At 59.9% G+C, this 13,605-nt stretch carries 10 protein-coding genes; 3 read left to right on the forward strand and 7 right to left on the reverse strand.

What is annotated here, in order from left to right; genetic code table 11:
- Window positions 1-286: 286 nt before the first annotated feature.
- Window positions 287-1,510 carry an acyl-CoA dehydrogenase family protein gene (locus ACSQ36_RS21560; protein WP_436184911.1) on the forward strand — a complete coding sequence of 408 codons (1,224 nt, stop codon included), beginning with the start codon at window positions 287-289 and terminating at the stop codon, window positions 1,508-1,510.
- A 71-nt stretch (window positions 1,511-1,581) separates the two neighbouring features.
- Here ACSQ36_RS21560 and ACSQ36_RS21565 read toward each other — a convergent pair whose 3' ends face one another.
- The 5 genes from ACSQ36_RS21565 to ACSQ36_RS21585 all read right to left on the reverse strand — a co-directional run bounded on the left by ACSQ36_RS21565 (window position 1,582) and on the right by ACSQ36_RS21585 (window position 9,078).
- Window positions 1,582-4,482, reverse strand: a complete 2,901-nt coding sequence (locus ACSQ36_RS21565; RefSeq protein ID WP_436183501.1) for a patatin-like phospholipase family protein — start codon at window positions 4,480-4,482, stop codon at window positions 1,582-1,584.
- A gap of 313 nt (window positions 4,483-4,795) precedes the next feature.
- Window positions 4,796-5,761, reverse strand: a complete 966-nt coding sequence (locus ACSQ36_RS21570) for a glycosyltransferase family 2 protein (protein WP_436183502.1) — start codon at window positions 5,759-5,761, stop codon at window positions 4,796-4,798.
- A gap of 293 nt (window positions 5,762-6,054) precedes the next feature.
- Window positions 6,055-6,885, reverse strand: coding sequence for an IclR family transcriptional regulator (locus ACSQ36_RS21575; protein ID WP_436183503.1), 831 nt, complete (start codon window positions 6,883-6,885; stop codon window positions 6,055-6,057).
- 52 nt (window positions 6,886-6,937) lie between these two features.
- Window positions 6,938-8,260 carry an MFS transporter gene (locus tag ACSQ36_RS21580; RefSeq protein ID WP_436183504.1) on the reverse strand — a complete coding sequence of 441 codons (1,323 nt, stop codon included), beginning with the start codon at window positions 8,258-8,260 and terminating at the stop codon, window positions 6,938-6,940.
- Between the two features lie 47 nt (window positions 8,261-8,307).
- The gene (locus ACSQ36_RS21585) at window positions 8,308-9,078 is read right to left on the reverse strand and encodes an SDR family oxidoreductase (protein WP_436183505.1); all 771 of its coding nucleotides are present in this window, start codon (window positions 9,076-9,078) and stop codon (window positions 8,308-8,310) included.
- Between the two features lie 243 nt (window positions 9,079-9,321).
- Here ACSQ36_RS21585 and ACSQ36_RS21590 point away from each other — a divergent pair, with 243 nt between their 5' ends.
- Complete coding sequence (locus ACSQ36_RS21590) at window positions 9,322-9,525, forward strand: cold-shock protein (RefSeq protein WP_031363642.1); 204 nt, start codon at window positions 9,322-9,324, stop codon at window positions 9,523-9,525.
- 91 nt (window positions 9,526-9,616) lie between these two features.
- On the opposite strand, the gene ACSQ36_RS21595 is transcribed toward ACSQ36_RS21590, so the two are convergent.
- Both ACSQ36_RS21595 and ACSQ36_RS21600 read right to left on the reverse strand, forming a co-directional pair.
- Window positions 9,617-11,080, reverse strand: coding sequence for an amino acid permease (locus ACSQ36_RS21595; protein ID WP_436183506.1), 1,464 nt, complete (start codon window positions 11,078-11,080; stop codon window positions 9,617-9,619).
- Between the two features lie 328 nt (window positions 11,081-11,408).
- Complete coding sequence (locus ACSQ36_RS21600) at window positions 11,409-12,527, reverse strand: 3-deoxy-7-phosphoheptulonate synthase (protein WP_213766119.1); 1,119 nt, start codon at window positions 12,525-12,527, stop codon at window positions 11,409-11,411.
- 294 nt (window positions 12,528-12,821) lie between these two features.
- Here ACSQ36_RS21600 and ACSQ36_RS21605 point away from each other — a divergent pair, with 294 nt between their 5' ends.
- Entirely contained in the window at window positions 12,822-13,550 is a 729-nt protein-coding gene (locus ACSQ36_RS21605) for a FadR/GntR family transcriptional regulator (RefSeq protein WP_436183507.1), read from the forward strand.
- Window positions 13,551-13,605 lie beyond the last annotated feature (55 nt).

Raw genomic sequence — 13,605 nt, forward strand, 5'->3', positions numbered from 1 at the left:
ATCAATGTCCGGGAACGCTCACACAGCGAAATTGGCGGACCATTGCGTAACTTTGGCGGCATTCAACGCCATCATGGTGCCCGGCGAACGAGCACTCGAACAGGGCTATGATTGTCCTCGGATAATTCGATTGCAGCATGACCGCTGCATTACTCGCCGGTCCGGCGCATCGCCATCACGATGGCGACAGGCAACGTCCCGGCGTCGGCGCAGCTTGACCGATCAACCCGAAGATGGCGTCACGGGTCGTGTGTGGCGCTAAAAAGGAGACCCTGCAATGAGCAGCATGGATGTTGTACAGACAGAGCGTGCGAGCGAAATAGCCAAGCGTGTGGAAGAGTTCGTGCGCACGGTAGTGGTTCCATACGAACGCGATCCGCGTTGCGGCAGTCACGGCCCGAGCGAGGAACTGGTGCGCGAACTGCGCGGCAAGGCGCGCGCTGCGGGCGTTCTCACGCCGCATATCCTCGCCGGAGGCGATCATCTCACGCAGCTCGAAACCGCAACCGTCCTGAAACGCTCAGGCTTGTCGCCGCTTGGCCCGGTCGCTGTAAATACCGCAGCGCCGGACGAAGGCAACATGTACCTGATCGGCAAGATCGGCACCGCGGCGCAGAAAGAACGGTTTCTCGCGCCGCTTGTAGCGGGCGATGCACGCTCCGCTTTCTTCATGACGGAACCCGCATCCGATGGCGGCGCGGGCTCCGATCCCTCCATGCTTCAGACCACGGCCAGACACGACGGCGAGCACTGGGTTATCGACGGTACGAAGGCCTTCATTACCGGTGCCGAAGGGGCATCGGTCGGCATTGTGATGGCGCGCAGCAACACGGGCGAAGACGGAGACCAGAAGGACGGCAAGGTCAGGGCGACCATGTTTCTTGTCGACTTGCCGCATCCCGCCGTTCACCTTGAGCGAATTCTCGACACCATCGACAGTTCAATGCCCGGCGGCCACGCGGTGGTCCGTATCAACGGGTTGCGCGTGCCCGAGAGTCAGGTGCTGGGTGAAGTGCACGAAGGCTTTAAATATGCGCAGATCAGGCTGTCGCCCTCGCGGCTGTCGCATTGCATGCGCTGGCATGGCGCGACCACGCGCGCGCATGAGATCGCGACACACTACGCCTGCACGCGCCGCGCATTCGGCAAGTTGCTGATCGATCACGAAGGCGTGGGGTTCATGCTCGCGGAGAACGTGATCGATTTGCAGCAGGCGGAACTGATGATCGACTGGTGCGCGGCGGTACTCGATGGCGGCTCGCTAGGCACATCCGAAAGTTCGATGGCAAAGGTCGCCGTGGCCGACGCGCTGTTCCGCGTGGCCGACCGCTGCGTGCAGGTCATGGGCGGCACCGGCGTGTCGCGAGACACGGTAGTCGAGCAAGTGTTCCGTGAGATTCGCGCGTTTCGTATCTACGATGGCCCCACGGAAGTACACAAATGGTCGATCGCCAAGAAGATCAAACGCGACACCCTTTCAGGGCTTAACAGGACGCTTAACAGGACTTAAGGAAACTAACATGCGCTGAAATCGCCATGAGTCTGCCGCCGCCCAAGCAGGGTGTCCATGCCCGCGCCAGATCAGCCGAACAACGCGCGCGCCTGCGAATAGCCGAGCGCGCGATGCGACTCCCACTGGACATCGTCGAAGAACTGGTCAGCGGTTGTTTCATGCGGGAAGTCGGGACTGGTGTTCTTATATTGACGTACGTCGTGAGGGGCGGCCGCGGTCAGGCGGGGTTTGATCGCGACGATCTGACCGGTGCGCCCGTCCGGAAACGCAACCATCAGGCGAATCGCGAGATAGTCGGGACCTTTTGCAAAAGCATCAAACGATTTGGCAATCAGGCTCGTGTTCAGCCGCAGGCCGTCGGGCGAAGAGATCTTGCACGATGACTCGAAAATTTCGATGCCGAAGTCGACGCGAACACGCCGCATCAGGTTGGCCAGGTCGTCGAACACATAATCCGGATCGCACCCGTTGTCGAAGATGACAATGAACGCCAACTGGCGGCGCAGCAATTCGTATGCGCCGGTGTTCTCGAAATGGCCGCCGTCGGTCAGATACCAGCGCCGGCCTCGCGGCCCGTCGAACTGCCCGAGCAGTTCGCTGGTCAGGCAGAACTGCGTGCCGAATACCTTCTCGCGAAAAATACGCTTTGGGTCCTTGTCGTCCGGAAGCGGTACACGTGCGCGCGGGCTGCTTTTCGTGCCGTGGCGAAACGGCGCAGAGTACGTGTCCCACCAGTAACCAAGGCGAATGTTGGCAATGCCCAGCAGCAGCGAATAACCCGGACGCGTCATTTGTCCAAGTCCGGTGCTCACCGCCGCGCCCGAGATCGCGATCCAGTCGCCCAGCGTCAGCGACTCGAGCCAGATGTCCGGCGTCGGGTGGCCGGACAGGATGTGCGTAGCGCGCGTGGAGATGTCGTTCGCGTGGTCCCATTCGCATTTCAACACGCCTAGTTTTGCGCCCACGGTCATGCCGGCTGGCCCGATGCTCATGATCATGCCGCGCGCGCCGCGCTGCACCAGCGACGAATTCCAGTCGATGGTCTTGTTGATCGTCGTGTTGATCAGATGCACCGGCGCGCAACTCTCGCCGTGGTAATAGTGGCCCATCGCAATGTTGTCGCCGGGGACGAGTGACGTGACGTCGCGGCGGTTCGCATGATCGAGCCGGACGCGGTTCGTCGCGCCAATAAACGCGCGCGTCAGGCGCGTGCTATAGAAGCGCTGGTAGGTCGAGAGATTGAGAAACTGGATGCAAAGGCCATCGACGACTGCGAGTATCAGGATGACGAAACAGGTAAGTCCAAGGAATAGCAGGCCGCCGTGATTGGCATCCCGCCAAGTGCCCGATAAGCCGTCGAGGAGCGCGGTCTTGCTCGCATAGTGCCTTAACGCGGTGTCGGCGGCGCGCGCGGCGATCGACCAGAATGTCAGCGTAATCAACGCGGCAAGTATGGCGGCGACCGAGGCGAGCACGATCTTCGGCACCCTCATGATCTGATCCTTGACGGTGCTGCCCTCGGACAAAAGGAACTTGGCCGCCGCCCAGATCGCCGCGCCGGAACCCGCCAGCACGCCGAGCGAAGCGGGCACGGAAGAGGTATCGGCAGAGGCGGCGGCAGAGGTGGCGGCGGTGGCTGCGGCATCGTTCGATGCCAAGAGCATGCACATGTGGCCGGAAAGGACCGGCGCGCATGCATAGCCTATTTGACCGAGAGCATCGATCGCCGCGATGGCGGCAGCCCAGATCATGACCTGGACGGGACCGGAGAAGAATCGATGCCGGCCGATGCGAAGCGGCGTGGTGTACGCGTTCGTCAATGCGTTGCGCAAGCGGTCCGCGAACGCGCGGCTATCGAGGCGGGATGCGGGGCTCGCTCTCGGACCGGCGCGCCACGCAATGCCCGACGTGCCCGGCGAGGCATTGCGGTTCACAAAGGCCCATGCAATAGCGAATGCGATGACGGCAAGAATCTCGGTCAGGATAACGAACCATGAGCCTATTCCAACAAACGAGTAATTAATCGGGGACGATGAGACAGTCGTGGAATGCACCGGAAAAATTGTCCCCGGACGATTGATTTCCACGCTGATCACCGCGATCAAGGTCACCAGGATCAGCGAGGCGGCCGGCAATACTTTGTAGGCCGAGCGGGTTCCCTGGGCGAGATTTTGCGTGAGCCAGTATGCGCGGCTCAAAGGTGAAATGAGCAAGATGGAAATGCCTATTGCGAGGAGGCCCGGAACGGATTTGAGCAACGGATGCCAATGGTAGGCGAAGCGTGCGAAATGAAAGATCGTTTGATTCGCGAGACTGATCCACAGCAGGACGGTCAGCAGCGATACACCAATGACGTATTGCAACGCGAACCAGTTGCGCAGCGAGAACGCAACGGATTGCAGCAGGTCGCTCATACCGTTCGGCACGAGGTAGTTGCAGTTATCGCGCAGGTACCCAATCGGCGTGACCGAGGCGGGCGTGGCCGGGCCTGTCTTTGGGGCGAGCGTAGCGGCTGCCCTCTGTGCGCGCGTTTCGAACTCGCTAGCGGGTGTTTGCGCTTCGCCGCTGCGCAACGTATCGGGAACAAAGAGGCTGCCATAGAACGCGCCGATGTAGCTGCCGCCCGATACCGTCGATACATAGCCGAAGTGCTTCAGCACTTGTTGATCCGCCATGGCTTGAAGGAGGCCGAGCGAGAAGACCGCGCTGCGAATACCGCCGCCCGAGATGGCGAGGCCGGGTATGCCGGCGGCATCGTGCGAGTTGTCGGGATGGTCGTGAGGCAACGGGTCGAGCCCGACCGCTCGCCGATGACGCCGCGCTTGCGCAATTTCGATGCCAATGAAGTCCCGCGGCAGCGTGGAGGACGTATCGTTTTCGGCGTTAGCGGCAGAGGGTGCCGATGCAAGCAAGGCCCGGCGCTTTGCAAGCAGGTGGCGTCCGAACAAACAGGCGATGAGCTTCAGCATGGCGGATTTTCCCGAAAAACTTTCGTGAGTCGGACGCTCTAATGCTTTGACGTGTATTCGGTGTTCGTACGGCGCAGACAGGTAAACCGTTGCCATGGCGCGCAATTGTCTGAACAATAACCAGGCTGTTTGCTGTTATTGCGGCGCTTGTCGAATGTACTGCAAAGTGTTTTACGTGGGAAAGGTTTCACGATGACGCGGTAGTACGTCAATCGATATTGAGCGAATAGCGAGGGGTGATGGCGAGGTTTGGTTCAAGCCAGGACTCGCCGCCGCGAGCCGGAGCTTGAACCTTGGTTGAAGCTGTACCGTTCTAGCCGTTCTGCGTGCTGCTTTTGTAGCTTCCCGTGCTGGCGAATCCCTTGAGGATCAGCATCAGGTGGAAGTAGAGCCGTTTGCTGAGCCCGTGGTTGTACGCGTACAGATGCGCAAGGGCGATGCTCAGGGCCTGCATGGGTTGATGGTTGCGTGCATACACCGACACGACAATTGGCACGATCCGCTTGAGCGCCAGTTCACGCGCCGGCTCAAGGCTGCTGTCAAGCTTCAGCGACTTAAGAAAGTCGTACGCCAATACAGCCGCGGCGGTGGTCGAGCGCGCCGTGGTCTTGGACATGGATACGTCGGTCTTTCGATAAAACGACACGTACTCCTTGAGGTAATACACCTTCCGGGCTGCAATGCAAATCTGCGCGCCGAACACGAATTCACAGCCGATGCCGTATTGTTTCCTATAGCTGATTTTCTTGACCAGATCCGCATTGGCGAGCCAGCCATTGTTCGGCATCATCTGGATCAGGCCAGTGCGTCCGGGATTGGCTTGCAGGCCAACCACGGCTTCCGTGCGGTGGTAATCCGTATTGAGCTTACGGCTGGCTTCCAGGTCGACGTGGCCGTTATCGTCCATTTGATATTGATCGCCGAATGCAATTTCCAGATCCGGATAGAGGTTCCAGACCGACAGCAGACGTTCTATGCAATCGGGAGCGAGGGCATCGTCATCGTGAATCAGGAGGATTTTATCGCCCGTCGCCCGTTCGAAAAGGCTGGCGATATTGTCCGCCTGCCCGAGCGGTGGTTCATTCTTGACGTAGGAGATGCGCATTTCGTGCAAATACGTTGTATCGATCAGGTTACGCGTGCGGTTATCGCTGGAATCATCACCAATGACTATTTCAATGCTCGCGTGGGTTTGAGCAAGACACGAGGTCAGCGATTCCATCAGCAGTTCGGGGCGGTTGCACGTTGGCAGGCAAATCGAGATTTTGGTCTGTCGCATGATGTCTTCACCGTGGGCTGAATGATTGGATCGACCGGGCGCATTCGGGCTAAGCTAAACCAGGAATAGCGGCGTCGGATGATGGAAAGACTGCGCAAGGACGGGCGGCGTTGATGGTTTTATACGGTTGCGCATTTATTTCGTCAACGCGATTAAATGGCGATAAAACCCGGACTGATTTATTTTTATTTTTTTACCCAACAAACGCTTAAAAATCTTTCATATTTTCTCGTACACGTGAATGAGCGCTCGAACGGAGGAGCATTCGAGCGTCCGTGCCGGCGCGATGGCGTTTATTCGCCTTCCAGGTTGTAACCGCTGAACCCCATCAGCGCGGACAAGCGTCCGGTCATCTCGCCGACCATCCTGCAGACCTCGTCGAACTCGGGATTGATCTTTTTATCGATACGTTCGAGATACGGCACGTTGACCGCTGCCACGGCGTCGCCGGCGCTTCCGATCACCGGGAATGCCACGTTGGTCACGCCGCGCATTTGCCGGCTGGGCACGATCTCATGTCCGGCTGCGCGAATCTCGTCGAGCAATGCCAGCAAGACTGCCGGTTCCACGTCGTTTTCGCCTTCCACGCGGGTATGCGCGGCAAGCATTCGCTCCCGCTCGGCGAGATCGCGGAAAGCGAGCAGCACGTGGCCTGACGAGGTATCGGTGAGGCCCATCACCGCGCCGACTTTCAAGCCGAAGGACCATCGCTCGGGACTATCGACTTGCGCGATAACCGCTACGCGGCCGCTGTGATAGATCGACAAATGACACGACTGCCGCGTCACGTTCGCCAGATCGCGTAACAGCGGCAGCGCCATGGCGGTCAGCGATCGAATCGGCTGTTGCCGGTGCGCCATCTCGAACAGCTTGAGTGTCAGCGTATAGCGGTCGTTACGATCACCTTGCACATAACCGCGGCGCTCGAGCGTCACGACCATGCGAAAGATTTCACTCACGGTGCGGCCGAGTTTCACGGACAGTTCGTTGAGCGTGTAACCCTCGGCGGTGTCCACGAGCACGTCGAGAATATCGAGTCCTTTTTCGAGGGCGGGCGCGGCGTAGCGCGGGCCGTCGGTGCTCTCGTCGGACGCGTTCCGGGAAGGTTTTAGAACTGTATTCATGGCAATGTCTTGAGCGAAAGGGAGCGCATCGTCATCAAGCTGAGTGAGATCATCAAAGCGCTTGATCGCGGTTGGCAATACGAGCGGGCAAGCCGAACAGGATCAGCAGGGCCGCGAGGATCAGGACCGCCGCGATAGCGTACAGGCCGCCTGACGGTACGCCTGTCATATCCACCACCTTGCCGACCAGATACGGGCTGATGATGCCGCCCAGATTGCCAATGGAATTGATCAGCGCAATCCCGCCGGCCGCTGCCGTGCCGCTCAGGAACGCAGGCGGCAAGGTCCAGAACACCGGAAGGCAACCGATCGCACCCACTGCGGCAATCACGAGCGAGATCATGGCAAGCGTGGTGTCATGGGCGAAATACGCACTCAGCATGTAACCGATGCCGCCCACGCCGACCGCCAGCCCGAGGTGCCAGCGGCGCTCGCCATGCCGGTCCGAACTCCTGCCGAGCGCCACCATGCCAATGCCCGCTGCCGCATACGGAATCGCGGTCAGCAAACCGATGGTCATCGGACTGGTGATGCCGGTGTTCTTGATCAGTTGCGGCATCCAGAACGTCAGCCCATAGAGTCCCATCAGCATGAAGAGATAGATCAGCGAGAGCAGCAGCGTGCCGGGCTGGCGCATGGCGTCGATGAATTTGTGCGACGTGCCGTGGTCCTCGCGATCCAGATTGGCTTGCAGTACAGCCTTCTCTTCAGCGCTGAGCCACTTCGCGCTGGCAATGCGGTCATCGAGAATGGCCAGCACCAGCAAGCCGAGCAGGGCGGTCGGCAAACCTTCGAGCAGGAACAGCCACTGCCAGCCCGCCAATCCGCCGAGTCCGGCAAAACGGGTCATGATGAAGCCCGACAACGGGCCGCCGATCACGCCCGAGATGGAGATCGACGTCATGAAAAGCGCATTGATACGCGCTCGCCGCTTGGCGGGGAACCAGTACGTGAAGTACAGGATGATGCCCGGCAGAAACCCTGCTTCGGTCGCGCCAATCACGAAGCGCAGCACGTAGAACCACGTTTCCGATGTCACGAACATCATCGCGGCCGAGGCGATGCCCCACGAGATCATGATGCGCGCGATCCAGACGCGCGCGCCTACCCGGCTCAGGATCAGGTTGCTGGGAATCTCGAAGATGAAATAGCCCACGAAGAAGATGCTGGCGCCAAAACCGTACGCCGCGTTCGAGAGGCCCAGGTCGCCCTGCATCTGCAGCTTGGCGAAGCTGATGTTGACGCGATCGAAGTAGGCAAAGATGAAGCAGACGATCAGCAACGGCACGATCCGCCACACCGCCTTGCGATACGCATTTTCTTCAAGCGCAGCGGCGGTTTCCGGGCTCGCCGCCAGCGGAATAGATCCTGACATGAAGGCCTTCTCTTTTTATATTGATAAGCTATACGAATCAATCAGGCTTAATTCGACCAGCCGCCGTCGATCATGTGAATCGTACCGGTGGTGAAGGCGGATTCATCGGAGGCGAGGTAGGTCACCAGCGCCGCGACTTCTTCCGCTCGCCCAACCCGTCCAATAGGCTGACGTGCGACGAACGCAGCGCGGACCTGCTCCTCGTCCAGATGCGACGCCGCCGCCTGACTCGCGATCCGGCCTCGCAGCGACGGCGACTCGATGGTGCCGGGACAAATCGCGTTGCAACGAATGGCCTGGCCGACGAAATCGGCGGCCACGGACTTGGTCAAACCGATCACGGCTGCTTTCGATGCGCCATAAACGAAGCGATTCGGCACGCCTTTCACGCTCGACGCCGCCGAGGCCATGTTGATGATCGATGCCCCCTTGCCTGCGTCGATCATGGCCGGGAGGAACGCGCGAATGGTCCGGTACATGGCTTTGACGTTCAGGTCGAAGCTGAAATCCCAGTCCTTGTCCTCGCACTTGAGGATGTTGCCGTCGTGGACGTAGCCGGCGCAGTTGAACAGTACGTCGAGCGGACCGGTTGTCGCGGCGAACGCCTCGACATCGGCGGAATCCAGCACGTTCAGGCGCGCGGTGCGCAACGTGGAGCCAGCGCCCGCGTCGCGAGCGAGTTCGGCGAGGGCGTTTTCGTCGATATCGGTCGCCCAGACATGGGCGCCTTCGGCGGCGAGCATGAGCGCGGAAGCTCGTCCGATGCCTTTGCCGGCAGCCGTCACCACGATGTTTTTGCCTTCGACACGCTTGACCATTGATGCTCCTTTTTCGGTGGTTGGTCCCGTCGATGCGGTTTCCCGCATGGGTTTCGTGTCCAATTTTCACATATGAAAAGAATTTTTATAAGTGAAGGTAAACGCGGAGAGTTATTGCAGGAGGGGGTTTTCCGCCTGGGCCGGCAGACGGGATAGGGCGTTCAGCCGATGCGGGCAACAAGCGGCGCCAACGAAAACGACCGCGCGTGATACCGTTCCCCTTTTTCCAGCCAGGAGACGGCCATGCCGACCGGACGAGTAAAGTGGTTCAGCGATGCAAAGGGTTTTGGTTTCATCACGCCGGACGATGGCAGCGAAGAGTTGTTCGCCCATTTCTCGGAGATCAAGACTGAAGGTTTCAAGTCATTGCTCGAGAACCAGAAAGTAAGTTTCGATATTGGCCAGGGCCCAAAGGGCAAGCAGGCGTCGAACATTCAGCCTGCCTGAAACTTCTTGAAGCCCCTTGGAACTCTGCTGAATCCGCCGGCGCGGCTGTTCAGCGTCGTGCCGAGCTGCTAGCTCAACCGACGCCGCACGCTTATCCTGCGTGCCGCTCCGGATGCCGCAGCCGCGAGTTATTGCGTCCATATGAGAAGTAGATCACGAGCCCGATCACCAGCCAGACCACTAGCCGCATCCACGTGACGAGTGGCAAGCCGGTCATGAGCAGCACGCAAAAGAGGATGCCGAGAATCGGTACGACCGGCACGCCTGGCACGCGAAACGGCCGGTTCGCGCCGGAGTCGCTGCGCCGCAGATAGATCACCGCGCCGCACACCAGGACAAAGGCGAACAGCGTGCCGATGCTCACCATTTCACCCAGCACGCTGATTGGCGTGAACGCCGCGACGATCGCAACAACAGCACCAATCATGGTCTGGCTGAGGTGGGGCGTCTTCAAACGCGGATGAACCCGAGCGAACAATCCCGGCAGCAAGCCATCCTGCGACATCGTGAAGAAGATGCGGCTTTGCCCATACAACAGCACTAGGATCACGGTCGTCAAACCGGTCAGCGCGCCGATCTTGATGAGGATGGAAAACCAGGTAAGGCCAATCACGTCCACGCCCTTCGCAATGGGATCGGGCACGTTCAATTCGCCATAAGGCACGAGTCCGGTGAGCACCCCCGCCACCGCTATATACAGGATCGTGCAGATCACCAGTGACCCGAGAATGCCGACCGGCATGTCGCGCTGCGGTCTTTTGGCTTCCTGAGCGCAGGTAGACACCGCATCGAAACCGATGAACGCAAAGAACACGACCGCGGAGCCGCGCAGGATTCCGCTCATGCCGAAGTTGCCGAACTCGCCGGTGTTCGCCGGAATGAATGGATGCCAGTTCCCGGGATGCACGAAGAACACGCCCAGCGCGAGAAACGCCACCACGACAACCAGCTTGATCGCGACCATGATGTTGTTGAGCCGCGCTGACTCCTTGGTCCCCATCACCAGCATGAGCGTAAGGGCGGCGACGATGAAGACGGCCGGCAGATTAACCATTCCCGCCACCGACGTGCCGTTGGCAAGCTTCACCATGGTGCCGGGAGCAGCTGCCAGTTGGGGTGGAAAGGCAATCCCCACGTTACGCAGGAGGCTGACGATATAACCCGACCATCCGACCGCGACGGTGGCCGCGCCCATTGCATATTCGAGGATCAGGTCCCAGCCTATGATCCACGCAAACACTTCGCCCAGCGTGGCATACGTGTAGGTGTAGCTGCTGCCGCAGACGGGCAGCATGGCCGCAAGTTCGGAATAACACAGGCCGACAAACGCGCACGCAATACCGCCCAGTATGAATGACAGGATGATGGCTGGTCCCGCGAACTGCGCGGCGGCCGTGCCTGTCAGCACGAAGATGCCGGCGCCGATGATGGCGCCAATGCCCATTGCCGTGATGCTGAGTGCGCCCAGTGTCTTCGCTAGCGGGCGCTCGCCGCCGTCAGCACTCTTGACGATATCGGCAACGGATTTACGCGCCATGTAACTCGTGTCAGCCATGATGTGTCGCCTCGGTCGTACGTTGGTGGGCACGAATTGAACGGGACGCATTGCCCGGATCAACTTGCGGATCACTACGAAAAACGCTTGATGCAAGACGACTCGCGACCCTCACTGCAATGAGTGAATGACGCTGACGGATTAAGTCTATGCCTAATGAAATTTAATGTGAAGCAACGCAATAACCCTATCTTGCACGGGTGAGGGTGCAAGACAGGTGTGGCATGCGCAGTGCTACGCGGGAGAGTTGGTCATCGCGTGAGCACGCGATGTGTTTGCGGCAACGCAGCGTTCCACGAAGCCAGGGGAGCTTCGTGGTGAGTCCGTATCAGTGCTTGCGGCGCTCACGTACTGCAGCAGCGAGCGTTTGCAATACCGGTTCGGTTTGCGTCCAGGCGAGGCATGCATCGGTAATGGAGACACCGCGGCGCAGCGGTACACCCGGTTTCAGATCTTGCCGGCCTTCTTCCAGGTGGCTTTCGATCATCACGCCAATAATGCGCTTGTCACCGCCGTTCAGTTGCCGCGCGATGTCCTGACCTACCTCGATCTGGCGAAGATGCGACTTGCCCGAATTCGCATGCGAGCAATCGATCATCACCTGCTCGCGAAGTCCGACTTCCTTGAGTGCGGCACAGGCGGCAGCGACCCCTTCGCTATCGTAGTTCGGTCCCGTCTTGCCGCCGCGCAGGATCACGTGCGCGTCCGCGTTGCCGCGGGTTTCGAAGATGGCAGCCATGCCCATCTTGGTCATGCCCATGAACGCATGGCTCGCATGGGCCGCAACAATGGCGTCTGCCGCGATCTGCACGCCGCCGTCGGTGCCGTTCTTGAAACCGATCGGGCAGCTTAGTCCCGAAGCCAGTTGCCGATGGCTCTGGCTCTCCGTCGTCCGCGCGCCAATAGCGCCCCAGGCAATCAGGTCCGCAATGTACTGCGGGCTTAGCAAGTCGAGAAACTCGGTGCCCGTTGGCAAGCCGATGCCGCTGATGTCGAGCAGCAACTGGCGTGCGCGTCGCAGGCCTTCGTTGATACGAAACGTGCCGTCCAGAAGCGGGTCGTTGATGTAACCCTTCCAGCCCACCGTGGTACGTGGTTTTTCGAAGTACACGCGCATTACGATCAGCAGGTCGTCGCGCAGTTCGTCAGCGGTGGCCTTCAGCAAGTGCGCGTATTCAAGCGCCTGGTCATGGTCGTGAATCGAGCACGGTCCGACGACAACGACCAGCCTGTCGTCGCGGCCTTGAATAACGTCGGCAATTTCAACGCGGCTTTTTTCAACCAGCGTCTGCACTGAAAGTGGTACAGGCAGGTCGTCTTGCAGCAGCGCAGGGGAAATCAGCGGACGGACGGCGCCGATGCGGACGTCGTCGATGCGGGTCGTATCTTGCGTCGAGTCGGCACGGCCGGCCTCCTGGTCGTGAAACGGGTTGTCGAGGCGGCTCATGGGATGGTTCTCCGGAAACAGGGTGACAGCCCGGGATTATCGCATTCGGGCCGCGCTTTGGGCGGCAGCCAGGACTGGAACAGTGGCTCGTGCGAGGGGTCGGACTTGCTGAAATCTGGTATGTCCGTGAGCGCGAGTGAAATAATCGGCTGGCTGGATCCTGATTCCGTCCAGACCTGTTTCGATAACAACCTCGCAGGTTTACCCTCAATTTAGTCATACTATTTGGAGCTTTTTGCCCTCGTGCTTATGCTATGCGTACGTCGGCCGAGACCGAGGCATCTTTCACTGAACATGGACTATCGACATCTCCAGCAAGGCAAAAGCATGCACGGGCGCATCGTGCAGAACCTCGGCATGGATATCGTCGGCGGCAAGGTTGCGCCCGGCGAACGCCTGCCCGCCGAAGTGCTGCTGTGCGAAACCTATGGCGTGAGCCGCCCGGTCTTGAGGGAAGCAACGCGTGTGCTTGTGGCAAAGGGACTGGTGGTGTCGAAGCCGCGGGTAGGCAGTGTCGTCAGGCCACGGGCCGACTGGCACATGCTTGATCCCGACGTGCTCTACTGGACGCTCAGCAGCGTGCCCGAAGGTGAGTTCTTCCGGTCGCTGCTCACCGTGCGGCGGATCATCGAACCGGCTGCTGCGGCGCTCGCGGCGACAAGCGGCAGCGGCGAGGATCTCGCCCGGATCGAAGCCGCTTACATGCGCATGGAAGCGGCCGCGACCGCGCCCGAATTGCTCGAACCGGATCTGGAGTTTCATCGCGCGATCATGGCCGCCACGCACAACGACATGCTGGCGTACATCGGCAATATGTTGTCGCTTGCCTTGTCCGAATCCATTCGCCTGACCAGCCGTCATCCCGATACTCACGCGCTCTCCTTGCCGCGGCACAAGGCGATTCTCACGGCCATTCAAAGCCGCGATCCGCTGGGCGCGCGTCAGGCGAGTCTGGTGCAACTCGAAAGCGCGCGGGTCGATGCGGACAGCGTGCTTGAAGAGGGCGGTACACGCCGGGCTTGAGTCGTTGCGTCAGTCGTCATTGCGTCAGTCTCCATTTAGTGGGAAATATAGTAAG

It is taken from the genome of Caballeronia sp. LjRoot34 (assembly GCF_964253815.1).
Classification (GTDB): domain Bacteria; phylum Pseudomonadota; class Gammaproteobacteria; order Burkholderiales; family Burkholderiaceae; genus Caballeronia.

Bases quoted from the DNA above. Each gene is read 5' to 3' on its own strand.
- ACSQ36_RS21565 (WP_436183501.1), bottom strand. From the start codon at position 4,482: ATGCTGAAGCTCATCGCCTGTTTGTTCGGACGCCACCTGCTTGCAAAG.
- ACSQ36_RS21605 (WP_436183507.1), top strand. From the start codon at position 12,822: ATGGACTATCGACATCTCCAGCAAGGCAAAAGCATGCACGGGCGCATC.
- ACSQ36_RS21580 (WP_436183504.1), bottom strand. From the start codon at position 8,260: ATGTCAGGATCTATTCCGCTGGCGGCGAGCCCGGAAACCGCCGCTGCG.
- ACSQ36_RS21585 (WP_436183505.1), bottom strand. From the start codon at position 9,078: ATGGTCAAGCGTGTCGAAGGCAAAAACATCGTGGTGACGGCTGCCGGC.
- ACSQ36_RS21595 (WP_436183506.1), bottom strand. From the start codon at position 11,080: ATGGCTGACACGAGTTACATGGCGCGTAAATCCGTTGCCGATATCGTC.
- ACSQ36_RS21590 (WP_031363642.1), top strand. From the start codon at position 9,322: ATGCCGACCGGACGAGTAAAGTGGTTCAGCGATGCAAAGGGTTTTGGT.
- ACSQ36_RS21560 (WP_436184911.1), top strand. From the start codon at position 287: ATGGATGTTGTACAGACAGAGCGTGCGAGCGAAATAGCCAAGCGTGTG.
- ACSQ36_RS21600 (WP_213766119.1), bottom strand. From the start codon at position 12,527: ATGAGCCGCCTCGACAACCCGTTTCACGACCAGGAGGCCGGCCGTGCC.
- ACSQ36_RS21570 (WP_436183502.1), bottom strand. From the start codon at position 5,761: ATGCGACAGACCAAAATCTCGATTTGCCTGCCAACGTGCAACCGCCCC.
- ACSQ36_RS21575 (WP_436183503.1), bottom strand. From the start codon at position 6,885: ATGAATACAGTTCTAAAACCTTCCCGGAACGCGTCCGACGAGAGCACC.